General features: G+C 51.4%; 29 protein-coding genes. 27 read left to right on the forward strand and 2 right to left on the reverse strand.

Going from position 1 to position 26,540, the window contains the following annotated elements; all coding sequences use genetic code 11:
* The first annotated feature begins 106 nt into the window (after positions 1-106).
* The 13 genes from LZ463_RS22980 to LZ463_RS23040 all read left to right on the forward strand — a co-directional run bounded on the left by LZ463_RS22980 (position 107) and on the right by LZ463_RS23040 (position 12,943).
* Positions 107-784, forward strand: a complete 678-nt coding sequence (locus LZ463_RS22980; protein WP_241458636.1) for a toxin co-regulated pilus biosynthesis Q family protein — start codon at positions 107-109, stop codon at positions 782-784.
* On the forward strand, positions 781-2,451 hold the full coding sequence (gene pilN, locus LZ463_RS22985; RefSeq protein ID WP_241458637.1) for a PilN family type IVB pilus formation outer membrane protein: 1,671 nt from the start codon (positions 781-783) through the stop codon (positions 2,449-2,451). The genes LZ463_RS22980 and pilN overlap by 4 nt, the downstream gene beginning before the upstream one ends.
* A 12-nt stretch (positions 2,452-2,463) precedes the next feature.
* On the forward strand, positions 2,464-3,750 hold the full coding sequence (gene pilO2, locus LZ463_RS22990; RefSeq protein WP_241458638.1) for a type 4b pilus protein PilO2: 1,287 nt from the start codon (positions 2,464-2,466) through the stop codon (positions 3,748-3,750).
* Positions 3,734-4,258: a type IV pilus biogenesis protein PilP gene (gene pilP, locus LZ463_RS22995; RefSeq protein ID WP_241458639.1), complete on the forward strand. Its 525-nt coding sequence runs from the start codon at positions 3,734-3,736 to the stop codon at positions 4,256-4,258. The genes pilO2 and pilP overlap by 17 nt, the downstream gene beginning before the upstream one ends.
* Positions 4,255-5,868 carry a GspE/PulE family protein gene (locus tag LZ463_RS23000; protein ID WP_241458640.1) on the forward strand — a complete coding sequence of 538 codons (1,614 nt, stop codon included), beginning with the start codon at positions 4,255-4,257 and terminating at the stop codon, positions 5,866-5,868. The genes pilP and LZ463_RS23000 overlap by 4 nt, the downstream gene beginning before the upstream one ends.
* The gene (locus LZ463_RS23005; RefSeq protein WP_241458641.1) at positions 5,858-6,934 is read left to right on the forward strand and encodes a type II secretion system F family protein; all 1,077 of its coding nucleotides are present in this window, start codon (positions 5,858-5,860) and stop codon (positions 6,932-6,934) included. The genes LZ463_RS23000 and LZ463_RS23005 overlap by 11 nt, the downstream gene beginning before the upstream one ends.
* Before the next feature lie 225 nt (positions 6,935-7,159).
* Entirely contained in the window at positions 7,160-7,702 is a 543-nt protein-coding gene (locus tag LZ463_RS23010; RefSeq protein WP_241458642.1) for a type 4 pilus major pilin, read from the forward strand.
* A 14-nt stretch (positions 7,703-7,716) separates the two neighbouring features.
* Positions 7,717-8,706 carry an ATPase, T2SS/T4P/T4SS family gene (locus LZ463_RS23015; protein ID WP_241458643.1) on the forward strand — a complete coding sequence of 330 codons (990 nt, stop codon included), beginning with the start codon at positions 7,717-7,719 and terminating at the stop codon, positions 8,704-8,706.
* Complete coding sequence (pilM, locus tag LZ463_RS23020; RefSeq protein WP_241458644.1) at positions 8,696-9,241, forward strand: type IV pilus biogenesis protein PilM; 546 nt, start codon at positions 8,696-8,698, stop codon at positions 9,239-9,241. Before LZ463_RS23015 ends, pilM begins: the two co-directional genes overlap by 11 nt.
* A 12-nt stretch (positions 9,242-9,253) precedes the next feature.
* Positions 9,254-10,756: a shufflon system plasmid conjugative transfer pilus tip adhesin PilV gene (pilV, locus tag LZ463_RS23025; RefSeq protein ID WP_241458645.1), complete on the forward strand. Its 1,503-nt coding sequence runs from the start codon at positions 9,254-9,256 to the stop codon at positions 10,754-10,756.
* Positions 10,757-10,771: 15 nt separating this feature from the next.
* Positions 10,772-11,218: a lytic transglycosylase domain-containing protein gene (locus LZ463_RS23030; RefSeq protein WP_241458646.1), complete on the forward strand. Its 447-nt coding sequence runs from the start codon at positions 10,772-10,774 to the stop codon at positions 11,216-11,218.
* A gap of 299 nt (positions 11,219-11,517) precedes the next feature.
* Positions 11,518-12,012 carry a hypothetical protein gene (locus LZ463_RS23035; protein WP_241458647.1) on the forward strand — a complete coding sequence of 165 codons (495 nt, stop codon included), beginning with the start codon at positions 11,518-11,520 and terminating at the stop codon, positions 12,010-12,012.
* 7 nt (positions 12,013-12,019) lie between these two features.
* Entirely contained in the window at positions 12,020-12,943 is a 924-nt protein-coding gene (locus LZ463_RS23040; RefSeq protein WP_241458648.1) for a hypothetical protein, read from the forward strand.
* Positions 12,944-12,981: 38 nt separating this feature from the next.
* On the opposite strand, the gene LZ463_RS23045 is transcribed toward LZ463_RS23040, so the two are convergent.
* The gene (locus tag LZ463_RS23045; protein WP_241458649.1) at positions 12,982-14,076 is read right to left on the reverse strand and encodes a type IV pilus twitching motility protein PilT; all 1,095 of its coding nucleotides are present in this window, start codon (positions 14,074-14,076) and stop codon (positions 12,982-12,984) included.
* A 306-nt stretch (positions 14,077-14,382) separates the two neighbouring features.
* Between LZ463_RS23045 and LZ463_RS23050 the strand changes: the two genes are divergently transcribed.
* The 13 genes from LZ463_RS23050 (at position 14,383) to sctC (ending at position 24,143) form a co-directional block, all read left to right on the forward strand.
* Complete coding sequence (locus tag LZ463_RS23050; protein ID WP_241458650.1) at positions 14,383-15,069, forward strand: response regulator transcription factor; 687 nt, start codon at positions 14,383-14,385, stop codon at positions 15,067-15,069.
* Positions 15,070-15,293: 224 nt separating this feature from the next.
* Entirely contained in the window at positions 15,294-15,641 is a 348-nt protein-coding gene (locus LZ463_RS23055; RefSeq protein WP_241458651.1) for a hypothetical protein, read from the forward strand.
* Between the two features lie 345 nt (positions 15,642-15,986).
* Positions 15,987-16,775, forward strand: a complete 789-nt coding sequence (locus tag LZ463_RS23060; RefSeq protein WP_241458652.1) for a hypothetical protein — start codon at positions 15,987-15,989, stop codon at positions 16,773-16,775.
* Between the two features lie 164 nt (positions 16,776-16,939).
* Complete coding sequence (locus tag LZ463_RS23065; protein ID WP_241458653.1) at positions 16,940-17,347, forward strand: EscI/YscI/HrpB family type III secretion system inner rod protein; 408 nt, start codon at positions 16,940-16,942, stop codon at positions 17,345-17,347.
* 18 nt (positions 17,348-17,365) lie between these two features.
* A complete protein-coding gene (sctJ, locus tag LZ463_RS23070; RefSeq protein WP_277624159.1) occupies positions 17,366-18,211 on the forward strand; it encodes a type III secretion system inner membrane ring lipoprotein SctJ in 846 nt (281 codons plus the stop codon).
* 18 nt (positions 18,212-18,229) lie between these two features.
* A complete protein-coding gene (locus tag LZ463_RS23075; RefSeq protein WP_241458655.1) occupies positions 18,230-18,841 on the forward strand; it encodes a hypothetical protein in 612 nt (203 codons plus the stop codon).
* On the forward strand, positions 18,838-19,455 hold the full coding sequence (locus LZ463_RS23080; RefSeq protein WP_241458656.1) for a FliH/SctL family protein: 618 nt from the start codon (positions 18,838-18,840) through the stop codon (positions 19,453-19,455). Before LZ463_RS23075 ends, LZ463_RS23080 begins: the two co-directional genes overlap by 4 nt.
* Positions 19,456-19,505: 50 nt before the next feature.
* Positions 19,506-20,312 carry a hypothetical protein gene (locus LZ463_RS23085; protein WP_241458657.1) on the forward strand — a complete coding sequence of 269 codons (807 nt, stop codon included), beginning with the start codon at positions 19,506-19,508 and terminating at the stop codon, positions 20,310-20,312.
* An 82-nt stretch (positions 20,313-20,394) separates the two neighbouring features.
* The gene (locus tag LZ463_RS23090) at positions 20,395-20,628 is read left to right on the forward strand and encodes a hypothetical protein (RefSeq protein ID WP_241458658.1); all 234 of its coding nucleotides are present in this window, start codon (positions 20,395-20,397) and stop codon (positions 20,626-20,628) included.
* 5 nt (positions 20,629-20,633) lie between these two features.
* Entirely contained in the window at positions 20,634-21,059 is a 426-nt protein-coding gene (locus LZ463_RS23095; protein WP_241458659.1) for a hypothetical protein, read from the forward strand.
* A gap of 18 nt (positions 21,060-21,077) precedes the next feature.
* Entirely contained in the window at positions 21,078-21,230 is a 153-nt protein-coding gene (locus LZ463_RS23100) for a hypothetical protein (protein WP_241458660.1), read from the forward strand.
* Between the two features lie 108 nt (positions 21,231-21,338).
* Positions 21,339-22,094 (forward strand): hypothetical protein, encoded by a 756-nt coding sequence (locus LZ463_RS23105; RefSeq protein WP_241458661.1) that lies wholly within the window; start codon positions 21,339-21,341, stop codon positions 22,092-22,094.
* A 129-nt stretch (positions 22,095-22,223) separates the two neighbouring features.
* Positions 22,224-24,143, forward strand: coding sequence for a type III secretion system outer membrane ring subunit SctC (gene sctC, locus LZ463_RS23110; RefSeq protein WP_241458662.1), 1,920 nt, complete (start codon positions 22,224-22,226; stop codon positions 24,141-24,143).
* Between the two features lie 67 nt (positions 24,144-24,210).
* Here sctC and LZ463_RS23115 read toward each other — a convergent pair whose 3' ends face one another.
* The gene (locus tag LZ463_RS23115) at positions 24,211-24,984 is read right to left on the reverse strand and encodes a substrate-binding periplasmic protein (protein ID WP_241458663.1); all 774 of its coding nucleotides are present in this window, start codon (positions 24,982-24,984) and stop codon (positions 24,211-24,213) included.
* Between the two features lie 276 nt (positions 24,985-25,260).
* Here LZ463_RS23115 and LZ463_RS23120 point away from each other — a divergent pair, with 276 nt between their 5' ends.
* Complete coding sequence (locus LZ463_RS23120; protein WP_241458664.1) at positions 25,261-26,526, forward strand: DEAD/DEAH box helicase; 1,266 nt, start codon at positions 25,261-25,263, stop codon at positions 26,524-26,526.
* Positions 26,527-26,540 lie beyond the last annotated feature (14 nt).

Below are 26,540 nucleotides of genomic sequence, written 5' to 3' on the forward strand. Positions count from 1 at the left end.
CGGCATCTGTATGCATGAGCTTCCGCGATTTTCGTTTTCATACGCTCGTACCGGCGCTCGCTTTTCAGTTTGTCAATTTTGAAGAATCAACATCAGGGGTAATTCTATGTACTCATGTCGATCTACCGGCAGCTTCTGCACCATGCTGACAGTCTTGTTATTTTTTTTCACCGTATGCAGTTTTTCTTATGCAGCAAATGAAAAACCGGAGATCAAATCACAAATACCAAATGCTGCTGCAATCAGCGAACGACTGGTTTTGCAAGCAGACTTTGTTTTTGCCAGCCTTGTGGGACGTGAAGGCGGGCCGTCGGCCCAAGACATAGAATCCGGCACTACGCTGTTGCCAAAAATTTCTGCTGCTCCCTGGAACATGTCCGCCTCACTTGATCGTCAGCACCGGACAGTAGCTACTGACAGTAGTGAACCCGCTACTCTCCCGGCGGCCAGACAGAAGGAAATGCAGTTAAGCGCCCTGGTCGCAGCGGGAGAAGCATCGCCGGCTACCACGGCTCCTGTCTTGGTTGCACCAGTCTGGGAAATGGCACCGGCCGATAAAACACTGAACTTTACCCTGGCACGCTGGACCGCAATGGCGGGCTGGCAATTGCTCTGGGAATTGCCGGTTGACTATGCTGTGGAAGCAAGGACAACCTTGAATGGCAGTTTTGAACAGGCTGTTGAAATGGTGGTACGGGGCATGGAAAACGCCGAAATTCCAGTCAAAGCGATTTTTTATAGAGGCAACAAGGTACTCAGGATTACATCGTCAGGAGATAAATGATGTCGCAACGCGTCTTATACATGACACTTGCCCTTGTATCGCTGGCAGCATGTTCCGGTATGCAGAAACAGACCGAGATCAGGATGAATGACAGTGCTGTCAGGGCAGAAAATATGCTGAAGAATGTCGGCAACATGAAATCGAGTCCGGCGGAAAAAGCGCCCTCGTCTGTTGCCTATGAAGAAGGCATATGGTTGGGAAAAAATCCTGTCAAGACCAGCCAGGCAGTTCTTCCCCCCATCTTTTATGAGGAGGCAGCATTTGACCGCACAGTGCAATCACTGTCTGAATTGGCAGAGCGTCTGACCATGCGCTCTGGCATCCCGACCAAGATAAGTAGCGATGCTCTGAGTATAGCCAATTCGATCGCTGTCAGCTCTGCAGTTACCAGTACTGCATCTTCAGGTGGAGTACCGGCGAGTTCAATGAGTCCAGCAACAGCTGGTGCCGGCACAATGGCAGCTGGCGGTCAGTTTGCCGGTAACAACACAAAACCACGGACTGCGATACGGATCATGTATGCCAACGGCAGTTTCAAGGGATTGCTTGATACGGTAGCAGCCCGCTTTGGCGTGTCCTGGCAATACAGTAACGGTGTGATCCAGTTTTATCACACAGATGCGCGAACCTTCCAGATTCACGCCTTGCCGGGCGACTCTACTTTTTCAGCAGCGGTAACCAGCGGTGCGTCATCCAGCGGCGGCGGGACAAATTCTGGCAGTGGCGGCCAGGCTCATGGCGTAGCTTCCAATAATAGCCAGAACATCGCACTCAATTCACAATTGTCTGTGTACGGAAGTATAGAAAAGACCATCTCGGCCATGGTATCAGCTTATGGCAAGGTCGTGGCGTCTCCCGCTACAGGCTCTATTACAGTTGTTGATACGCCAGACTCCCTGGAGCGAATTGCAGCCTATGTCGAATCGGAAAACAAGTCCTTGTCACGCCAGATTTCAATCAATGTGACCGTCCTGGCTGTAACGCTGGAAGATAGTGATGACTATGGTATCAAATGGGATCTGGTCTACCAGGGATTGCAGTCCAAATACGGTTTGATCAATACAGTTTCCAAACCGAGTGGTTCAGTATTCTCGGCTGGTATATTGCAAACTGCGGGTAGCAAACTCTCTGGTTCTTCACTGGTGATCCAGGCCTTGTCCGAACAAGGCAAGGTCAGGCGTGAAACGACCGCTTCCGTTGTGACACTCAATAACCAGCCAGTACCCGTGCAGGTGGCCAAGCAATCCAGTTATCTGCAGTCTTCACAAACGACATTGACAGCCCAGATAGGAGCAACGACGAGTTTGACGCCGGGTACGGTCACTTCAGGTTTTAATATGAGCATCCTGCCGCATGTTCTCAACAATGGGACGGTGATGCTGCAATTTACTACTGACATATCGGCACTGAAGGGTTTTCGTACTGTCAGCAGTAACGGTAATTCGATAGAGACACCGGAAGTAGAGACAAGGAATTTTCTGCAACGCGTGGCAATGAAGTCAAACGAGACTCTCATCATCAGCGGTTTTGAACAGACCAGCGACAACCTGAACCAGAATGGTGTGGGAACTGCCGGCAATATGCTGCTGGGCGGTCAATACAAAGCCAGCAGTAACAAAGAGATCATCGTCATCCTGATCACGCCCAATACAGTGGGCAAGAGTTGAGAGGGATGACAGATGAGTACGCATATCATACAAATCGGCAAGCACAGATTTGTCTGTGGCCTGTTCTGGCAATCCCTGTCAAGACCCAGGGAATTGCTTAAGGAAGCCCGCGACCTGGCAGCCAAGCTAGAACTGGACCTGATGGTGTTGCGCAAGGACAATGCCACTGCGCAAGCCGGGTTCGGCAATACCAGGGAAGGCCTGCGCCGCAATATGTTTTCCCTGGCGGCAGTGGTGTCAAAAACCATGGCGCTGGAAGGTGCTTATTTCGATGGCAGAAAACAGGTCGCACATAACTGGCTTGGCGCCTTCAAATTGCCTGATGGCACGTGGGCCTACTTTGCGGTACGTGATGCCAGCTTTTTACCCACAGGGGACTTTGCCGGCAGCAAGGAAGAAGTGCTGGAAAGACTGTATGGCGACTATGGTCTGGGCGGCTGGAACCTGGTAGTTGGTGATGCCGAGCTGGAAAGCTATGGCTTTCACAATTTCAATCAAAAAACGATTGAAGACCTGATACCTCACAAGAAAAACGGCAATATCCGGGTCCATCAGTGGTGGGGATTAAAGCCTGTCAGTGCGCATATCAGTCAGATGAAGCTTGTACTGAGCATATTGGGCAGTATCAGCTTACTGGTTGTCGCCTATTTGCTCATACAACACTATCAACAGGCAAGAATTGAGCGTATGCGTACTATTGCCGCGGATCAGGGAGTGGCTGGCAGCTCAGTCCAGGGCAAGCCCCTACCCTTGCCGCATCCCTGGAAATTTGCACCTGCCAGTGATGAACTGCTAAAAAAATGCCGTCATGAATTTGGCAAACTTAACCCGGGTGGGTGGGTGCTTGAAGAATACAACTGTAGCCAGGATGGCGTTCAGTTTTCCTGGCTCAGGCAGGACTCGGTCATTGCCTTTTTGCTGGCGCAGGAACCATCTGCCAGCATAGATAGTAGTGGCAATAAGGCCAGCCTCAGAAAAGCTTTTTCTCTCAATGCTGGCGGTGATGACAGTTTGCTTGAATACCGCAAGATAGTGGAACCTTTGCTCTCAGACCTGCAACTCATCAGGGTAGCGACCAGGATTTCCAGAGTCTTGCCAGTGATCCCCGAGGGCAAGGCGCCGCCTCCAGAGCAGGCCAGACCAGAATGGGATACCTATAGTTTTCAACTCAGCATGGACAGCATGCCAGCTTTTGAACTGGAAGAAATCCTGCAACGACGCGGGGTACGCGTCAGCAAGCTGACATATCGCACCGGTAACTGGTCTATAGAAGGGAACATCTATGTCGCACTACAATAAACTGGCCGTATTGGCGATGTGTGTATTACCGGCACAATTTGCCACGGCAGATTCGGCTTCTGAGCGGCTGACAAAAATAGAATCCGAAACGTTGATATTAAAAGCCAAAGAGAAGCAGCTTGATGTTCAGGCAAAGATCATCGCCAGGCAAAGCGAAATCAACACACGGCAAATCGAAGCAGAGCGCATGGCTCTGCCTGCCAGCAATGGCAATCCGGTCATCGTGGCCCTGGAAGGCATAGGCCAGCGCATGGTTGCCAGCCTGCAAACTGACAATGGCAATGTAGTGGATGTGCGGGTTGGCGATGTCCTGGCCAACGGCATGCGGGTGCGCTCCATACAGGCGAATGAAGTCATCGTTGAAAATGTAAAAAAACAGAGATTGCGTCTGGCTGTTGCCGGTCCTTCACCGGCGGCTGTGCAGACTGATCCTGCCTACCCGGCCCCCGGCTTGCGCTTGCCTGCACCACCACCCTTGTCGCAGGCTGCTATTGGAGTGCTCAAATGATCAGTTTTCTTTCAAAATCTTTGGCAAAAGGTGGTGACAGACCCGTGTTGCAGGAAGTGAGCAGTAGCCCTGAAAATACGCAGGTCAGTGTCATGAGCAAGTTTGGTCCTTTTGAGGCTAGCCAGGAAGAACAGAACCTGATCTGCCTGCTGTCGGATGGACGGCTCCTGGTCGCTGCAGGGCAGGACATGAATTCACATGTGCTGTCTTATCGTGCACGTCTTGAAAAAATGGGTAAATCCTGCCAGGTGCAACTGGTAGAAATTGATCTGATCCGTGAATTCTATCAATCGAGCCATGCTGCGCAGGGAGCGCGTCATACAGAACACACCGCCATGCAAGTGACGGCCAAGGACCTGCTGGTCCGCGCATGCCGTGAAAGAGCTTCAGACATCCACATACGGGTTCGCAAAAACTGTACTGAAATCTATTTCCGCGTACACAATGACCTGACCCGTTTTGGTGGTCATACCAAAGACTATGGCGAACGTTTGCTGGCAACCATTTATGGCGCCATGACTTCGGTATCTGACAATTCTTATAAGCCGACGGAAAGACAGGACGCCAGTATTTCCGAACGCGACAAGCTGCCTGCAGAGCTGTATGGCGTGCGTATCGCTACGGCACCGACCAGTGACGGCATGGTAATGGTATTGCGCTTGCTCTACAACGATGCCAATGATTGCGTTGACCTGATCCGCCTGGGATTTTCACCGCAGCATGCTGCCACCCTGCAAAGACTGAAAGAACAGCCGATAGGGATGAATATCATCAGTGGCCCGACCGGTTCCGGGAAATCAACCACATTGCAAAGAGTATTAGCCGGTGAGATTGAAGACAGTCATGGCACCTTGCATGTTCTGACAGTGGAAGATCCGGTGGAATATCCGATAGAAGGGGCAGTCCAGACCGCAGTGACCAACGCAGGCACGGAAGAAGAGCGCAGCCGTCTTTTCTCTGCCGCTATTGCCAACGCCATGCGGCTCGATCCTGACACCATCATGATAGGGGAAGTACGCGACAGGGCATCCGGTCAGAATGCCTTGCGTGCGGCGATGACAGGGCATCAGGTGTGGACTACGGTGCACGCCAACAGCGCCATGGCCATTGTTGACAGGCTGGTCGATCTCGGTTTACCACTGAGTCTGGTTGCTGACCATACCGTTATCACGGGACTCATCAGCCAGCGCCTGGTGAAGCTGTTGTGCACACATTGTCGAATACGTTTGCATGAACATCCTGACCTGCTTTCGCCAGCAATGCTGGCACGTGTACACATGGCTACCGGGGCAGCATTCGAGCAGGTATGTCTGGCTGGCCCTGGTTGCAGCCATTGCCGGAATAAAGGCACGACAGGGCGAACGGTCGTAGCTGAGATCATCGTGCCCGATGCTGAACTTTTTTCCCTGATACGAGCCGGGGAAAAAGTCAAGGCTGTGCAGTACTGGGAACATGTATTGGGTGGAAGGAGTTTGCTGCAACATGGTATTGACAAGGTCAGCCAGGGTCTGATTGATCCGCGCATGGCAGAGCAGGTGCTTGGTCACCTGAGCGGAGTTGCCAAGGGGCCAGCCCATTTGAGTGTGGTCGAGGCCGCTTATGCAGTTTGATATCTATCGCCGCTGGGCCAGGTTGCAATTTGGTGAAAATTCCAGGTTGCGACTGTACCGGAAGGTACAGAAAATGCTTACCAACGGCTTGCCTCTGCTGAAAATACTGGAAGACCTGTACAGGCGTGCTTCCGACAATGGCAAGAATAAGAATGAGCCGCTGGCAATCATACTCGGTGATTGCCGCAGGATGGTGCAGAACGGCCATTATTTTGCAGAAGGCCTGAGCGAATGGATACCTGACAACGAAAAAATGATCATTCTTGCAGGGGAGCAGTCCGGGCGCCTGGAAGTCTCGCTGGGAGCAGTCATTGAAGTGGTGCAGGCGGGCAGAAAGATACGCGCAGTCATCCTGGCCGGTATCAGCTACCCCATCGCCATCATGGTGCTCATCATTGCCTACGTCTATGTGTTTGGCACCAGGGTGATACCGCAGTTTTCCCGCATTGTTGATCCGGCGCGCTGGCACGGGGCGGCGAGGTCATTGTATCTGATGTCGGAATTCGTCCAGCACTGGATGATTTACCTGCTCATTTTCTTGCTGATGCTGGCAGTTCTGCTGTTTTTCTCCATGCCTTTCTGGAAGGGGAACCTGCGCATATTTTTCGACAGATTTGCCCCTTACTCCATATATAGACTTATCGTCGGCAGCGGTTTTCTGATGGCATTTTCCGCCCTCCAATTCTCTGGTGTTACCGTGGAAAAGTCATTGATGCGTCTCTCTGACATGGCTAAGCCATGGCTGCGTGAAAGACTGGATGGCGCTCTCCTGGGCGTCAGGTCCGGGCTCAATTGCGGGGAGGCTTTCAGGAATGCAGGGTATGGATTCCCGTCGAAAGAACTGGTCGATGATCTTTGTGTATACGCCGACTATAAAGGCTTTGCAGAAGCACTGAAATTACTGGCAAAGGAATGGATGGATGATGGCGTAGAAGCGATCTCCATACAAATGAAGGTGCTCAATAGTTTTGCCATTGTCTCACTGGCAATTGTAATCGGGTGGCTGGTTACCGGCTTTTTTGGTATCCAGCAAGAGATTCAGGCAATGACCCGTGCCGTGCATTAGTGGACTGTAACAGTGAAAATCGGAGTGCCTGCCATGCGCGCGACGAACATGGCGGTGTTGCAAATACTCGTGATAGCCCCGCTATCGCTGTGTTTTGCGCCTTGCCATGATGCGCCGGACACATGTCTTTCACTCTCGATTCCACTATTACAGTCCACTAGTGAACTGTCGCAGTCCACCGATGTTTAACCAATCAACTTGAAATGGAGAATCATGATGACATGTATGAATTTTTCTAAGCGGCACAATCATGCAGGCAGGCGCGCACAACGCGGGGCATCTTTGCTGGAAGGTATCGCTTATCTGGGCATTGCGGCGATTGTCATTCTTGGCGCAGTGTCGTTGCTGACAGGCGCATTCAGCAGTGCGCAAAGCAATCGTGGCGCAGAAGAAGTTGTATCCATACGTACCGGGGTGAAAAAACTTTACATGGGACGCTCCGGAGCCTATGACGGTGAACTGACGGCCAGCCTGAACACAGCCAAGATATTTCCAGCCACACTGACTCCGAAAGATGCTACAGGGGCAGCCATGATCAACGGCTGGGGCGGGGATGTCACGGTCAAGGGAGCGGCCTCAAAAAGTACCTTTATCATCGCCTATACGAGCGTTCCGCAGGATGCCTGCATCAGCATGGTCAGCGGTGCGAGTGGCTGGACAAGAGTAGTCAGTGACTCTTCCGAAACCAATGTTTTCCCGATCACTCCCGCCACCGGGGCGACTTTGTGCGGCAGGAGCAGCAATAAGCTGGAATTCGAGTCCTATTGAGCTGGCTGCAATCCATGCGTGACATTGCTGCAGTTAGAGAACTGGAGTTTTCGGACCTGTACGTCGGCCATCCGGTGCTGCCAGACCGGTTGACCGGCGTGCCGGGGGCTGATTCCAGCCCACTGGTCGCCAGCCCTGTCTTGCAAGAGGATATTGATCGCCTTGTCATGGCCTGTCAGGCAAGTTTTTCTGCTGCGCACGGACAGCAACGTTTCAAGCTGGAATATGACGGTGTCAGTTACCTTGCTGCCGCCATGGCGACCCAGGATGGGCATGTTTTTCTTTTGCGTAAGATTACCGCACATATTTCCTTGCTGTCCGAATTGGGGATACCACAAGCCTATATCCGTTGTTTGCTGACCAGGAACATGAGTGGCTTATTTCTGGTATCAGGCAAGGCCAGGTCCGGCAAGACGACCTCGGCATGCGCGATGCTCAAGGAAAGGCTGGTTGCATTTGGCGGCATCGCCATCTCGGTGGAAGAGGTGGCTGAACTACCTTTGGGGGGGCATCATGGCAGCGGAGTGTGTTACCAGATGGTCGCTGCCAGGTCCGGCACTTCCCCCACCGAGATGTTCAGACAGGCCATGCGCTGGGGAGCAAAAATGATCTTTGTCGATGAAATCAATGACAGCGCCATGGCTGCAGAAGTATTGCAAGCCAGTGTGAATGGCTCGCTGATTGTTTCCACCATGCAGGCATCGAGTATTGTGCGGACCATCAACAAATTGCAAAGTCTTGCCAACGAAAAGCTGGCGCCCGCATCCGTTCAGGCGCTCATGGCGGATGGTCTGTGCGGTATTTTATGCCAGACCCTGGGATTGCCACAGCATACCAAGCTGGGGACAGAATTATTCTTGTCAAATGAATGTAACGTTATCAGGAACATGCTGCGCAATGGCGACTACGAGCTGCTGGGAAGTGAAATCCAGAGGCAAATGTCTTCCATTATTGCAGCCAAACCGGCTACCCGGCTGATGATGGGAGGGATCAATGTGGAATAGCATGATCATGGTTGTATTGACTGCGTTGACAGGTTGGTACGTGAGTGCAGCCTGGCAAGTGCAGCCCGACAGTGACGAAGCCGCCGCCCGGAAATTGGCTGAAGACATGGCCATTTACCGGCAGGCCGTGATTCGCTTCTCTACCCAATATCCACAACGCAGCGGCAGCATAGCCAATACCGGCAATGGCATTGAGCATGGCATTCAGGAGTTTTTTCCGCCCATGTATACGGCGCAATTCCAGGGAAAATGGCGCAACTATATAGACGAAGATGGCCTTATCTATATTTACCCGGCACAGGGGCAGGTGACAGGGCTCTGTGACGCCATCGTCAGCCTGTCCGGCAATTCGGTGCTGGCCGGGATTTCTGCCATTGATGGCACTTTACATGCACCTGCGGATATTGCGACCAGCCTGGTCACTGGTAGCAGTCAGGACATTCCACTGCCACAGGACTACCACCCTGTTGGCAATATCCCATTACCAAGCGTCATTCCTGCGGGTGTTGTCGTCTGGATGGCGCACAGAAACTGAAGGATCAGGCAAATGAAACAGATATCCAAAGGATTCAGTGTGATTGAAGTCATGGGTGCCATGGCCATAGGTACGATCATGCTTCTCGGCCTCCAGAAAATGACCGACATATCACTGGAAGACAGCAAAGGACAGCAGGCTGCACAGCAACAGGCACGTGTTGTCAATGCCTTGAGCAAATACATCAATAATTTCGCTAATTATGAAGTGCTGCGCCAGGGAAGCACGGGGCGTTTGCTGACGCTGGAACTGGCTACGCTGAAGGCGACAGCTTACCTGCCTGCAGGATTCCCGGAAGAAAATGTGTATGGACAAAAAACCTGCATCATCGTCAAGCAGCGCAGCAATCCTTCAGACAAGCTTGATGCCTATGTCTTCACCAATGGCGGCCAGTCGATAGAAGAGGCGCAACTGGCTACGGTAGCGGCGACGGCGGGCCCCGGCAACGGCTACATACTCGCCGGGCAGGCGCGCGGTATCAGCTGGGGTCTGGACAGTGCCGAGCTGGCGCAACTGAACACCGCTACTTGTGCCGGCGGCAGCGCTGCCACAAGCGGTCATCTCGCCTCAGCACTTTTCTTTGATGGGCCCGGGCAGATGTCGACAGACTTTTTATATCGCAGCAAGATTCCGGCAAGACCAGAGCTCAATGCCATGACGACACCGCTGAATATGCGTGCTTTTGCTGTGGTGGCTGCATCTGATTCGCTGTGTAATTCTGCGGATAGTTATTCCCAGGGACGTATTGCGACAGAAAAAGACAGTGGTGCAGTATTGAGCTGTCAAAACGGGAAGTGGCAGCGCTCAGGATTTTGGAAAGACCCGGTATCCGATTTTTCTTCGCTGCCCATACTCGACAACAAACCTGGTGATGTCAGGAGCATCATCGATAAAGGGCTGGGATTCATGTGGGATGGCAGCAGCTGGAAACCCCTGGCCGTGGACCAGAACGGCAATCTCAGTGTGCCGGAAACCCTGACGACAAAAAAAGTGATCACCAATACCGCAGAACTGAGAGAGGTGGTCAATGAATATGAGGCATGCCAGTCAGGCAGTATCGCCAGGAACAGCCGTGGCATGATACTGAGCTGCACCGAAAGCAAGTGGCATAATCTCCACAATTTTTCGATGAACCCCACGCCGGTCTACTCCAATATCTGGGAAAACTATGGCATTGCCAGCCTGCTCGAATATCGCATCAATGTGAACGATCTGAATGGTGTGCGGCCACTTTTTTTGTCGGGCAAGACATTTTGTCAGGCGACCAGTAGTACTGAAGTCAATATCAGCATCAATTTTTTCGACAAATACGACCATCGTCTCGGTTATGCCGGGGAATGCGGGAGCAAATCTGACGGAGCCAATGGTTCCAAATCCATGCGTACGGCTTTGGGAATACAGAAAATACCCGAGAATGCCGAATACATCAAAGTATTGATACTGACAGGTTGTGGGTGTTATGCCCACCTCGACTATACTTACCTGGAGCTTGAGGTGTTTGCCAGCAATTATTGAATGGTGGAATGTTCGATGTATTCGCAACGTCAAGACAGGTCCGGATTCTTGCCACGATTGTTCAGTTTCTTACTGCCTGCCCTATTCGCATGTTATGTCGACCCTGCAATGGCTTGCTGGGAAGAGATAGGATATAAATACGGCATAGATCCCCGCCTGCTCTATGCGATCGCCCGTACAGAATCAGCAATGAAACCGGCGGCCCTTAATCGTAACAGCAATGGCAGTTACGACCTGGGTCTGATGCAGATTAACAGCAGCTGGCTACCGCGACTGAAGTCATATGGCATATCAGAACGGCAGCTTTATGAACCCTGCGTCAATATCGAAGTGGCAGCCTGGATACTGGCAAACAATTTCTCCCGTATGGGCGACCACTGGCAAGCAGTGGGCGCTTATAACTCGACCAAGCCATTACAGCGCTGGAAATATGCCAGCAAAGTCTACCAGCACCTGCCCTAAATAGAGCTTGGTTACTTGATAAAGGCGGGGCGCTTCAATTCTCGATTCCTGGCCCAACTCCCGGCCTTTTTTGATGGATGGCTGCCGCCCTGCCAGTTGCTGTCAATCACGCATCAACCTCACTGTATCGGGATGATGGAACTTCGGGTGCTGTCATGACACTTAAAGTTGTTGAGTATTGTTGAGAATTTCATGGCAACAGACTGCTTGAGCAATACTCTTCCAAACCGGGCCCTGCAACAAGACAAGGGCGCCATTCAGCTGGTGTACAGGTGGAAAGAGATGGAGTGATATTTGTCATGAAAAATAGAGATATGAGCAGCATGGATGACCTGGCATCAAACTTCCCGCCATTGGGCTTGCAGGGGCTGGCCAGGCTGGTGGAAGGTTTGCCGGCTGACACCGAAGTGAATGTTCTGGGTTTGTTGCTGGACGGCGTCATGACTTTGTCCAGCATTTGCCATGATGAAGTACAGTCTAGTCTATGCATTGTCGCTTATCCGCACGAACCTGGGATGCCAGTCTGTCGGTCGCTGGCAACACAGATGAGACTGGAATTCATGCAGACCGCTGTGGAATGCTGGGACAGCCTCTGGCATGCAGAGCTAGGGTGTCAGGTTTTTATCCGTAACATATCACTCGCTACGCTGATAGAAGACGTTGATATTCTTGATGCGATTCTGGATACCGCAGACATGCTTCGTCATGCAGCGCGATCGGATAGTACTGCAGAAGACAGAACTGCCTCTCACTTGAATGACACTCAAACAGTGAGAACAACTATCCATCCATAAATGTAATATGCTTGAATTACGCATACTGAATGGCCAGCTTGGCGGTCATCGCATGCCGCTCCTTGACAGCCCTTTGCTGATAGGCTCGGACCCGCGCTGCGATTTGGTGCTCACGGAATTGTCCGTGCAGGCATTTCACGCACTGGTCATACCAGCTTCAGGTCAAGCACATATCCTGGCTATAGCTGACAGACCATTGCTACGGCAAAAGAGGGCGGCAATGGAGTATTTCAGGGTGGGGATGGTATGGATGGTGCTTGCCGACGCGGATGAGACTTGGAATTACCCCGTTGACAGTGAAATTGAACAGGCGATTCTACTGGATGAACTGGCAACCACAATGCCGTCTTCAACCAGGCCGTTTCGTCAATACGTACTGTCAACGGTGCTGTGCCTGTCGACGCTATGGGCAATGGCCAGCGCCTGTCATGACCAGTTAGTTACGGGGATGCATCATGTCGACATGTCCCCAGGTTTGTTCGGGGCTTTGCCAACCGCGTCAGATCATGTTGCCGTGATTTCAAAAGAGTCGGCAAGCAGGGAGGTATCAAATCTACACTTGCAGGAAGAATTCAAGTCCAGGCTGGCGAGTGCAGGTTTGCTGAACCGCTTCTCTCTTCAGATGAGTGAAACTGAATGGAGGCTCTCGGCAACACTGGATGACACTGAGCTCAGGATTTTCGAACCCCTGTTTGTCCGTTTCATCCATGAATTTTCTGTACGCTTCCCGGTCTCTGCCAGTATACCTGCTGCCAGCACGCTATTACCTTTTACCATACGTCAGGTCGTTTCGGGGGCCAATGCCTGCATCGTTACTGGCGACGGCAGGCAAATGGCTGTGGGGGAAACCTATGCCGGTTTCCGCCTGGATGCTATCCACGGGACAGAGTTGACTTTTTCCGGCAAGCGCAGGGTCGTCCTTCATCTGTAAATGACCGAATGTGCAGCCTGCCACGGAAAGCCTGGGTTTTAGCGGATACTATTGAGGGCCTCATGTAGTTCCAGTCTGTTATAAGCGCAACGCATGGCATCCTTCGAGCTGATCACTTTTTTCGTCACGAGCTGCACCAGGACTTCGTTCAGGCTGCGTGACATATTATCGCTCTTGCGTTTCATCAATTCAGAAATCATGTGCAGCTTGTCGAGATCTGCGATATATGGCGCCGCCTGCTGGTTATTGTTGAAGATCATTTCACTGGCAAGCACGAATTCTTCGCCATCTTCGCTGGGTAGCAAACTCTGGAAAATCACACCGACCAGCGAATTCGACAAGGCAATGGCGCGCTGATTGCGCTGCTCTGAGGGAAAGAATCCCAGCAACTTCGAAATCGCACTGGCAGCACTATTGGTATGCATCGACGCCAATACAAGATGACCAGATTCCCCTGCATGCAGAACTGTGTCGGCGGTATCAAAATCCCGAATTTCGCCAACCATCAGGATATCGGGTTTTTGTCGCATGGCTTCCCTCAGCCCGCTGGAAAAACTGGCGGTATCAACAGGCACTTCTTTTTGTGAAATGATGGCCCGCTTGCGCTCCAGCTGATATTCGATAGGCTCTTCAATGGTGATGATGTGGGCACTGCGATTGCTGTTAAGGTATTCCAGCATGGCGGCAATGGTCGTGGTTTTGCCGGCGCCAGTGGGGCCGGTGACCAGAATGATGCCCTTGGCAGCTTCAAGCATGGTTTTTACATATAAGGGCAGGCCAGTCTGTTCCAGCGTGATCGGCTGCAATGGCAGGCGTCGTATCGATATCGTCACCTTATTGCCCGCCGAGACGCGATAGACATTGCAGCGCAGGCGGCAACTGGTCAACAGAAACGGGCGATCTATCGCCTGCTCAACTATTTTGTCTTCCCAGTCTTCGTCGATGGCCTGGAGGACGGGAGTCATGTCTTCCAGTAGCACGGGCTCGGCAGTCACCTGCTGCCATCCACGCGGCGTCTTGATCATCAGTGGCGTATCTTGCTCGATGTGGATATCCGACAGGGATTGGCCGGAGTTGACCAGTGCCACAATTTCCTTGAGCAAATCACGATGAAAAAATGTCTCGACACTCATGGATCACCTTTAGTCAATATTGTTGTACGCCTAATGATGCCAGGCATCGCCCTGATCCCTTGAGGACAGGTTGATGGCAGCATTACCTGTTGCGAATGGCAAGAGATACATAATCAAAGGCAGGACTGAGGAAATGATCCGCCGACAGAAACTTGTCGATTACTCCCTTACCGAGTGCACATACTGTAGCAGATGGGGAAAAAATTTCAGCCTATCCTTACGTATAGTAGGCAAGCTTTTGAAGTCACATTAGTCTTGGAGGTCGAGACCAAATACTATTTTTCTGTAAGCCTGAACACGATGCCAATGAATATCGCTTGCTATCTGCATACAGCCTGGCTGAATGAGTCTATCCGTAGCTTTCTCGCCAGCAGCGGCTTTCATTGTGAAAGGATGGCATCCAATATTGCACTGTCGCGCGCACTGTTGAACAAACAGTTTGACCTCTTGCTGATAGAAGATGGTGGAGCTGCCAGTGAGCGCGAAAAACTGATTTCATGGATTGAATGCCGCTATGGGGAGAGCACCCCGTTTATCGTTCTGTCAGGGCAGCGCAATGGGGAGTTCGCAGCACAGGTACTGGACGCCGGTGCAGAGGACCATGTGTATTTACCTGTAGAAGGCATAGAACTGGTGGCCCGGTTGAATGCAATTTGCCGACGACTGAAACTCAAATCGCATACCAGAAAAATCTGTCTTGGCGAGTTTATCGTCGATGCTGACACCAGGGTTTTTTGCTATCAGGGCCAGGCGATAGAGCTTACACCCAGAGAATTCACGATGGCATGGATGTTTTTTTCCAAGCCGGGAGTGTACATATCCCGTGAAACGATAGGCAATGCGATCTGGGGCGTAGATAGCGATATTGCTGGTCGTACCATAGAACAGCATGTTTACAAGTTGCGCAAAAAATTGCAGCTTAATGCTGGGCGTGGAGTGCTGATACGCACGGCGTACAGCCAGGGTTACCGGCTGGAGCTATGTTCTTCTTGATGCAGGACCTGTGCATGCAGTTGGGCTACGCAGCCAAAATTCCAGCACCTCGTCTTGCATTGCATCGTCAGGGATATTCGCGTGGTGCTCTGTGAATCTCCTGTTATCTGTGGTGATCTGAAAGCTGGAACCCGTGCTGATCGCATGGTCACTCATGCAGATATTCTGACAGGCCCGTATCGCACAGAGAGGTCGGGCAGTCCTCTCTCGTCAGCGGAGTCGTCATGATTAATTCACGCAATTCATCCATCTCGGTATTTCCTCAGGCAGCAAGTCAGCGCAATCTAGGTAATACAAGGCAAAACAGGATCTTACCAGATGCTGTTCATGCAACCGACGGATTTGCAAGATCGCCGGTGCACCATGGTGGTATCCGTGGCGGCTCCTCAGATGGTGGCAGGCGTCTGGAGATATTGAACCAGGCTTCGCCATCGTCTGCCCATGGCATGGAACAGAATGGGGTCCTGGCCTCATTGACGGATGAGCCCTTCTTCCCAAGGGAGGATACTTTAGTGCATCAGAAAAATCATCGCCATACGACAAAAATTTCCTTATATACTAAATATGAATAACGTTTATTCATGGCACAAGGGATAGGAATATCAGGATTTCTTCCGTGAATTCAATGACAGAAATGCCGCCGGGTATGACCGTTTTGAACTCGCTGTTTATCAGATGCGAAACATCCTTGAGCCAGGATGGAAGCCGGGGAGCAAGGCTTAAAGCCTGCTCTTGTTCAATGCCAGGCGAAGTACCAAAGCATTGCCTGTTTCGACTGCGTCTTGTGCTTTACCCGCTCACGATAGGATGAGAGTGCTTTAGTGAAAAGAGAGATTTACGCACTCTAACCCTGTCTCAATCTATGGACATGTAAGCTGGAAAATAATACTTAGCAATACTGTAATGGGCTGATAAAATTGGAAACGTTATCAAATCTTGATTTTCTGCCCATGCTTTATAAGAAGGCTGAACTCGTTACCGTATCATTAAAGTTCAAAGATATTTGCTTATCTGCCATTGAGGCAATGGGAATTATTGGTAAATTCTGGAAAAATTGGGTAGGCATCGGTCTGTTTGTATATGTGCTCGTGAGAACAGCGACCATGCTGCCCTATGTCGGCATTTTTATTTATGTTTCCCTGCCTGCCCTGTTTGGTGCACAATTGATTGCCATGTATCGTGATGCTGGTGACGGTCTGGCGCCACAATTGAGGGACTTGTTTGCTTTTCTTCGCTTGCCTGCTACGAGGATTTTGCTGTTACTGCTGCTGTCATTGCTGGCCTTTCTTGCACAGAGCCTGCTTCTGCTGCGTGCGGGCGCCTACCCAATTGGTAACACAACCTTTTTATCGCCACATCTAGGGGTCCTCGACTATATCCAGGCGCGTATCGCTACCCACCTGTTATTAACCATTGCCTTATTTTTGCCTGCTTTAATCGTTCTGACCAATTATCCGCTCAGAGATGTAGTACGACTCAGCCTGTTCGCCCTGCAGGGTAATTTGCCCCTGCTACTGTTCCTTTTTGCTATTAATGTTTGCGTGGATCTTGTCATTGCCGGGACCTACAGCGCCATGGCCAGGTCCTCAGAATGGGTCACCATGCCGGTGATGCTGCTGTTCACCCTGTGGATGCCGGCATTTCGCTATGTTATTGCATGCAGGGTCATAGGCAGTCACTTGCACCTCTCTCATCACAGAACTTAACCCTCCGTTTAAAAGACTTGTCTGCACGGCCTGGGAACCATGTGGATGCCGGCGCTACTCATGTACTGAGCTGCCGGATATGTCATCACCCATTCTGGCGAGCATCCGTCAGCATTGGGATGACTTCTTAATGCTATTCCATCATGTGCGTTCTGAGGATATCTATGACTGTACCTGTCAACGACAATGCGCTGCGTGCCATCAACGTCTCAAGTGAGGCAAAGTTACAGCTGGAAATGACGACGGCAGAAGCCAGCGAAGCTGCGCAATTCAAGGCAATACTGGATCGCCACCTGATTGCCGCCAGGCAAGGCAAGCTGGCAAGCGAGGCAAGTGCGCCAAATTCTTTGGGCAATGCCCTGATGGAGAGAACAAGGGGACTGGCGTCAGAGATCAATAAAGACCAGGCCGCAGTTTCCAAAATGCTGGAGCAGGCAACCCGTAATGGTGACTCCATGCAAATGATGAAGGCCATGCTGGCATTGAATGACTACCAGATGCGTGTGCAATTCATTTCCAAGACAGCATCCAAAGCCAGCGGCGCGATCGACCAGCTCACTAAACTGCAATAATCCATGAGTACCGACATGATGAAAAGTTGCATCCAGTCCGCCGTGAACAGGCATCAATTTTGCAGGGTGCTCCTGCTTTTTTTCCTTGGCTTCTTGTCAGCCTGCAGCGAGAAAGTGACTTTGCAAGCTGGCCTGACAGATAGCGAGGCCAATGAGATTACTGCCTTGCTCAATAAAAATGGAATGGATGCGAGAAAATCAAGTAGCAAGGAAGGCATAGTTCTCAGTGTTGCGGAAAGCGATATTTCCAGGGCTACACGCGCCATGATGGCGGCAGGTCTGCCCCGGAAGAAAAGTACCAACCTGGGCAATATTTTTAAAAAAGACGGGATGATCTCGACACCTCTCGAAGAGCGTGCGCGTTACATATATGGTTTGTCTGCAGAACTGGAAGCGACCTTGCAGCAATTTGATCATGTCATTTCTGCCCGCGTTCACGTTGTTTTACCGGAGCGTATCGCACCGGGCGAGCCAATACAACCTTCGTCAGCAGCTGTCTTCATCAAATACCAGCCACCTTTTGATGAAGATGCCGCTATACCGAAGATGCGCAATCTGGTGGCTTCGAGTATCCCCGGACTGAGCGGTGAAGAAGGCAAGGCTAAAGTCTCTGTCGTCATGGTCCCGGCGGAAGCACAGGGGCAAGGTGTGGAGTGGACCAAGGTAGGACCATTCAGTGTACAAAGCGATTCTGCCCGGGGACTGGGATGGACAATAGCCGGATTGCTGATGCTCGCACTGGCCAGTGGCGCTTGTGCTGTCGCGGCTCTTCTTTCTGGCCGGCGGCAGGGGCAACAGTGGTTACGAACCGGCCCGGAGCAAACGGGTCATGTCGACGACGCAGTCAAACCTGTCAATCCCTAGATGTACAAAGGCCGGATCATGCCTGACAAACTGATGAAACTGGACGACAAATTTCTGGACTGGTGGTTTGCGCCTTGGAAAAATTGCGCAAGACCTGTTCCCTGGGCTGCCGGACTGGGCGAATTTGCGCTACGCGATGGCTATCGCCACTGGTGTAATCAGGCGGGCGTGACACCCGCCGTGCCAGCTGAATTTGACGCGGGCTGGTGTGAGCTGGCGGCGTTGTCAGCCCCGGCTGTGCTCGCTACGGCCAGACTCTATGCTGGCATGCTCCTGCATGATCAACCAGGACATGTCGCCCTGCGCCAGTTGACAATTGACCAGAAGCGATGGTGTTTTGGCATAGGGGCTATACAACCAGTGAGATTATTATCACATGATAATGTGGCGACACTGGAAGAAATTGGTCTTCATGAAATTGCACACTGGCTTGAGCATGGTTTTCCTGGGTTCTGGCTACGTCTGCGCTTGTCGCTCCCGGCCATGTTTGACGACATGCATCCATGCCGGACTGAGTTGATTAACATGCAGTCCCTGTCTTCACGAAGCGTACGTGCACGACGTTGCATATTGCTTTGCAGTCAGCGGGCATTGACAGTTGAAATGGAAACACAGGGACATCTTGTATGAAGCAATTTTGCAGAGATCAGATACGAACTGACCCGCGCCTGAGAGCAGAGCAAGGCATATTGAAAAGTGCAGATATGTTGCAAATAATCCGCGCTCAAGATATGGCTGGACAAATTGTTGCGGAAGCCAGGGTAAAAACTTTGCAGGCTCGTCAGCAGGCGCTGGAGGAGTGTCAAGCTCTATTGGATCAGAAGAAACTGCAATGCCAGCAGGGTGCAATGGCGCTATTGCAAGCCCTGAAAGACGAAAGGGAGAGATTTTTCTCAGAAGCTGGAGAATTGGTGCTGACGCTGGTCAGAGCCATGTTCGATCGGCTGGTCGGGGAATGCACCCCGAAAGAGCGGCTGCTGGCAGCATTACGCCATGTCATGCAGGAGATGCCTCCTGATTTGCATGCGCCTGTCTTGAAAGTACATCCTGCCGATCTGGAGCATTTGTCCGATCAGCAATGGGAAGTCCAGGCAGATGTCAGGCTGACGCCCGGAAGTTGTAGCCTGGAGACCGCAACCGGTGTCTGGCATGTGGATTTTGCACTGGCAGTTGAAGAACTGCGCAGTCTGCCAGTCCTCGAGGGACCCGGGCCTGTGACGGCATTCTGCGATGCTGCTACCTGAGAACGGCGGGATGAAGATTGTTCACATCACTTGGAGCAGAAAGCAACATCATGCCAACAGATATTTCAGTACCCGCAAGCAGGCCGCCAATTCTCAGTCCAGGACAGCAGTCTCTGGATAATATAAACAATCTCCATGCGACATCGACACCCTTGTCATCTGACGGTGGAAGTTTGGCAAGAGCTTTCGGGAGTCGGTTCGAACACAAACTCAGGGGGCTGATGAAATCAGCCGGCAGCGAGTTTTCAAATATTGCAAAGAAAAAAGCCGATCTGCAAACCTGTCATGAGCAACTCCAACTGGAAACCGAGAAATTTCAAACGGCTTATCAGAAGGTTAAACAGCAATGTGAGCAGAATTTTGATGCATCTGAAACTGGTCAGGAGCTCATCAAATTTCGTAGAGGTCTTAGAGAAATTGAACATGATTCCGCATATCTGCATGGTACACCTTCGTATCCGAGTGATGTGGAAGCAATGAGAACGAAGGTAGATAAGCTGGAAAAATTCAAAGAAAGTGAAGTCTCCACAATGATTAAGAGTCATGCTGATGCCGATGGCTGGGGACAGCCTTTGGAACAGCTGGCGACAAAAATAGAGCAGCTGCAGTCAGAAATCGCACGTGATGAACCTACACCAGAAAATATGCTGAAAAAGCATGAAGCCATGGCCAATCAGCAAATGGCCTTACAAGCCAGCATGACGGCTGTCAACAATCTGCAGAGCATGGTCACGACGGTATCACAGGCGCAGACTGCCCAGATCGCTGCATTCATGAATCAGATACTCGATGACATCAAGGCCATTAACGAATTGATGAAAAAAGGCGGGCGCACCATGACTGATGCCATCGGCTGATGGAACTGGCGGCACTGATTGACGACTCATGAAGGCAGTACATCATTCTTGCGATTCTTTTTCAACCCGGAAGGAAATCATCATGAGTAATAACTCCAATCCCGCCCTGCAGGGCCTGGCGCGTCTGAATGCCAGGTATGACGAGCAGGCTGCCAGCATCGTCGATTTCAATGAAAAGCAAGCTCTTGGTGAAGAGCCGGACCCAGCGCATTTCATGCATTTGCTGGAGCAGCGCAGCGTGACACAGCAAGCCATGGAAGCACAGTTCAAGCTCTATGAAAAGCCGCTGAAAACGGTCATGAACGAGACCAAATAAACGTCATGAGCCAAGACATTGATGTGCATGCGTGGCTGGATGAACTGGCTACAGACGAGCTTGTCCGGATCGACGGTTACAGTGTGTATCTGCGGCTTTATCCTGATGGCGCCGAACTGGGCCTGCATTTACAGGACGATGTGAATCTCGCGCAAATCTCGCAGGCAATGCAGGCCGGTTTCAGTCATGCACTGGACCATGCTGCCGGACTGGCCCTGACAGAGGACGGGAACATACTGTTATTGTCGCAATGGTTACCTGCAGTAAGTGGATGGTTGCAGGCAAGTGCCGCCCTGGAGTCCTTGCTGGATCTCGCAGCGCAGTGGCGTGCCGGCATGCATCAGAATCAGGCCGTACCACAACCAAGAGTTCTTGCGAAAGAACAACGCATGCGGGCGCATCTGCAAAACCTGACATACGTTTTACCATAACCTGAAAGGAAAACCATCATGAGCATGTCCGTACAAAACCCTGGTGACCCTAATCCGCTTCATTCTGCCATTCCAGACGATGACGATGGACCGCAGGTATCTGATCCATCCAAACCGCTCAAGGCACCGAAGGGCATAGCTGAAGATGCCGCAGCGGATGATGATATTTAACTGCAGCGTCTACGGGCTCACTGACAGCAGCTGCACGCTGTCAGTCCTGCCAGCGTCACTCATGACGCAACGCAGGATGTAAGCATAGAAGAACAACAGAAAGAATAAATGATGAACGTCAACTCTTCACAGGCGCATATCCCTGCCTTATCAGAACTGCCTGCTTCGCGTCCGCATAGCAATGATGAAATGACTGACGCTGACAATAAAAGGATGCGCGCGTCGTCACCGACGTCCGCCCCCGCACCTGGTGAGCGTGCAGTCAGGCAGCGACTATTGCAGAGCGCAACACAGTCGACTCAAGCTGTAACGCCGATTGCTCAAGTCGCTCAACAGGGTGCACTTGAAATTCTGGAATCGCTTTCTCAAAAATTGAAAAATCATCCTGGTGCAGAAGATGGTGTTGTACAGGTGAATTATCACGGCTGTGATCTGGGGGCCGTTTGCTGGAACTGGGTATTGCATGGAGCCGAAGATGGTATACATAGCGACCCGCGCCCTGACACTGGCGCACGTATTCTTCGCCCAAATAGTACAAGTGCAAAGACAAGAGACCTGGAGAACATGTTGAAATCCCATGGTTTTGAACTGAATGAACAGAGCAATCTTAAGGTAGTTGCTTACTATGAGGCAGCGCTGAGAAAAGGCGGCAGTAGTAACCCTGTCTGGAATCATGTCGAGTTTGAGTATGACGATCAGATCACCATTACCAAAGGGAGTGGTGAAGCGCTTAAAGCCAATACAGGGGAAACAGATATGCCTGGTATGGCTCCCATAAAAATTGGTATCGAAGCTAGCAGTCTGAAAGACGCGCATTTGAAAGCATTCAGGGGTTTTCTCGCAGAAGAACCCCGGGTGCTGTAACAGCGTGATCCATGTTATCAGCTACATGGTCAGCTCACCAGCTTCCTGGGATTGCAGTTCAATATCAAGAGCAACAGAGCAACGACCCAGGATATGGCTGGAATGTACATTTGGGAGATGGGAGTATCAATGAAACTTGAACGCTTAAATAAAGTGATACTGTGCATTTCGGCCTTACTCATACTGTTGCTCTCGCAAGAAGCCAAGGCAATGACACCCGTCGAATGGAAGAACACAGGCTTTGCAATTGACAGCAATAACATGACGCTTGGCGAGGTGCTCAATGAATTTGGCAAGACTTATGGCGTGCGCATACACAGCAAGATTCGCGACCAGGTGAGCCTGAAGGGCAAGCTCAAAGCAGATAATGGCAGCGATTTTCTTGACAGGCTCATGCATACACATGACTTTCGCTGGTTTGTTTATGGCGGCGTGCTTTACCTTTCACCCAAACATGACAACCAGTCCATTCGCATTGAAGTCAGCGAAGATACGGTGCAGGACGCGAAATCAGCGCTTCAGGGGGTTGGTTTGTTTGAGCCAAAATTTGGCTGGGGTGAACTGCCTGATGAAGGTGCAATCATTATCAACGGGCCGACTGAATATGTCCGTCTGATTCAGGGCATCTTGAAGCCTGAAACCAGGGCCGCTGCCCGGCGTGAAAAAAAAATCATGCTTTTTAAACTGAAATACGCAACAGCGGCAGATCGTGTCATTACCACTCGCGGCCAGAAAGAAACCATACCAGGCGTTAAAACTTTGTTGACGAGTCTGCTCAATCAGGATGGGCAAGAGCGCAACAGGGATGGCAACGAAAAATTCGATATCGGAAGTGAAAAACGCTCACGGCTGGCCAAGGGGCAGAAAGCTGACTACGCAGGAAAAGAGAGCGACATCAGTGCGGGTAATAGTGGCGCGCGCAATGGTGACAATGAACGCAACAGTTCCGGCGCTGCCAGAAAATCTGCGATCGCAAGAGAAGACAAACCACGCATCGATGCTGACACTGCCCTCAATGCTATCGTCATCTTCGACTACGGTGATAAGCATGAGATGTATAAAGATTTGCTGGCAGAGCTTGATGTCGAGCCACAACAGGTCGAAATTGAAGCACTTATCATTGATATCGAACGCAGCAAGCTGGCGGAAATGGGTGTCGAATGGGGGGTTAATGCTGGCAACACTGCGGTTACCCTGAATGCAGGGCGCAGCGACTCCAAGGGTGTCGAGCTGCCTGTTCCGGGTTCGTCACTCTTGATCAATAATCTCGGGAAGTTTTATGCTCGCCTGAAAGCAATGGAAGGCAGGGGAGAAGCGCGGGTATTGGGAAAACCTACCGTATTGACACTCAACAATGTGGCAGCTGTACTGGACCTGAGCCAGACTACGTATGTACCTCTGGTAGGGGAACGTATCGCCGACCTTGCCAATGTCACCGCAGGCACCATGTTGCGCGTTGTACCCCGTGTATTGCAGGAGGGGAAAAAGACCAGGGTAAGACTGGAAGTTGATATCGAAGATGGTAGTCTGGGGGACAATAATCCCAGTTCGAATGTGACACGTTCCTCCATTAGCACGCAGGCGATTATCGACTTGCAACAGACTCTGATGATAGGTGGCTATCATCTGGAATCCAGGTCGCAGAAGCAGCAGAAAATACCTGGCCTGGGTGACATGCCTCTGATTGGTGGGCTGTTCAGGAGTCAGGATAAATCTGTCGTTGAACATGAACGCCTGTTCCTGATCACGCCTCGTCTTGCTTCTGCAAGTGGAATGGAGGCCAGCGAAAATTCCAGTGCATCGACTGAGGCCAGACGTATTTTGACGACTCCTAAAGAAAGCTTGCCACAAGCTCGCCAGGACGAAATATCCACATCCCCGGCTACAATCAAGGTGAAAACAGGAGTACCTGGTGAAGAAAATAAGAACGATGCGGTAGTGACTGCCGATCTGCCAGAAAAACATAAACTGGAGCTGAAACTGAGTGAGAGTCTGAGCTTGCCCAGGCCTCAGCGCAGTAGTCAGGTCAGAAAGCTTGCCAGTTTATAGTGTAAGCTTTGATAGCGTGCTGTATTAATAAAAGCGGACGGGTTCGTTGTGCAGGCTAGTGCTTAACTTAACGCATTCCAGGCAGGCTTACCCCGGGTAACCACTTTTTATAAATGCGTTCAAAGCTACCGTCTGCTCTCATGTCATCAAGCGCCTTTTGCCAGCGGATGGCGACACTATCCGGTGTGTCACGTGAAAAGGCGATGTACTGGACTGCTTGTGCAATGGTTGCGCCAGTCTCTATATCACCGGCATTGACACCGGCAGCTACCAGGGTATCGGCAAGCGTCACATCATCAAGCGCCATCAGAGGTGCCCGCCCTGCCACCAGCATGCGCACGGCATCGTTTGGCGTAGGTACAGAATTGATATTGTTGAAACCCATGCCACGCAGCATTTGCTGCAGATACCATTCTCGCGGAATCAGGATGCGTTCAGCATTTCTGGCCTGTTCCAGGCTTTCAAAACGCAATCCGCCACGGCGGGAATAAAAGTGCGCTGTGGTTGCCGAGACCGGGCCTACCCATTTGAATAATTTTTCCCGTTCCGGAGTACGCGTGGTGACGAACAATCCTACATTGGGTGTTGTCGTTGCATAGGTATAAGCCCTCGCCCATGGCACGACTTCGATTGGTGCCGTTATGCCGAGACGACTCATGATCTCTTCAACTACTTCCGTGCCAAGGCCGGCAGCTTTTCCTTTTTGCAAAAAACTGATAGGAGGGTATTCTTCAGTGTAGAGCCTGAGTTGTGTTTCTTCTGCCATTGCGGTCTCTACAGCCACCATTGCCAGCATGCAGAACAACAGTGCGGTTACTATGCGAACCGGCAGAAAAGACACGATTTTCTCCTCTTTGTATGTCTCGTTCCAATATATGCGGGCAGTAAATGGAAGTCAATCCTGTGGACAGTGGTATGTCAAGCCCTAAAGCCTGCCAACTTCGTCAGCTTACAGGCCAATGTTCTTGGATGGCGTATTAACTCGCACTGTTTTTTAGTATGAGAACAAATGTTGATAATTGTAATTTATGCTGGATAATGCATGCCATGCACCACACTTCCCTCATCCTGAATTGCTCAGAATTATCTGGTGTGCCCCATCTTTTAGGTTTTTTACATGACTTTCGAATCTCTCGGCCTGACACCTGAACTATTGCATGCCGTAAAAGCAAGGCAATACGCTGAACCAACTACGGTACAAGTCCAGGCGATTCCGGCCGTATCCGGCGGTGGTGATGTGCTGGTCCTGGCTCAGACGGGGTCAGGCAAGACCGTTGCCTATACCTTGCCATTATTGCAGCGCCTACAGACCGAACAAGGTGGTGCTGGCAAGACACGCAGAGTGAAAATCCTGGTGCTGGTACCCACGCGGGAATTGTCCAGCCAGGTCGGACAAACCATGGAAGCCCTGGCTGAACACTTGCCCAAGCCCCTGAAGATTGCCGTCATTTATGGCGGTGCTTCAATCAATCCGCAGATGATGCACTTGCGGGGTGGTGCTGATGTTGTTATCAGTACGCCTGGTCGCCTGCTTGATTTGCTCGACAATAATGCCCTGCAACTAAGTGATGTGCAGACCCTGGTGCTGGATGAGGCTGATCGCCTGCTGGACCTGGGCTTTGCCGATGAAATCAAGCGCATATTGGCCTTGTTGCCTGCGCACAGGCAGAATCTGTTTTTCTCGGCGACTTTTCCGCCCGCGGTCAAAAAACTGGCGCTGACCCTGTTGCATGAACCAGTGCGCATTGCGATTTCTGATATCGTCGCAAACAATCCGGACATAGTGCAAAGAGCGATACAGGTCGAAAGTAATAAGCGCACCCGGCTGCTCGCCCATCTTGTCAGGGAGCAGCAGTGGGGCAGGGTGCTGGTTTTTGTTGCGACCAGGTATGCCAGTGACACCGTTGCTGCCAAGCTGCAAAAAGCAGGTATTAAGGCCGCGGCATTTAATGGTGATGCCAGTCAGGGCGCGCGCCAGCAACTGCTGACTGACTTCAAAGCCGGTCAGTTACAGGTATTGGTCGCGACGGACCTGGCAGCACGCGGCATTGATGTTGAAGGCTTGCCTGCCGTTGTCAACTATGATTTACCACGTTCAGCCGATGACTATATACACCGCATAGGCCGCACCGGTCGCGCCGGTGCCAGCGGTGTAGCCATCAGCTTCATCCTGGCTGAACATGAACTGCATTTCCGCCTGATAGAAAAACGCCAGGGCAAACGCGTGCTACGTGAGACTATTGCCGGTTATGAACCAGTCATGCTTGCTGCGGCTGTTGATGCCGCCACCTTGCCTGATACCGCACCAACTGGCGGCATCAAGGGCAAGCGCAAAAGCAAGAAGGACAAGCTGCGTGAACTGGCTGCCAGGACTGATCAGTGATGTATTCTTCTGAT

Origin of the sequence: Undibacterium paludis (assembly GCF_022568815.1) — a bacterium.
Classification (GTDB): Bacteria; Pseudomonadota; Gammaproteobacteria; order Burkholderiales; family Burkholderiaceae_D; genus Undibacterium.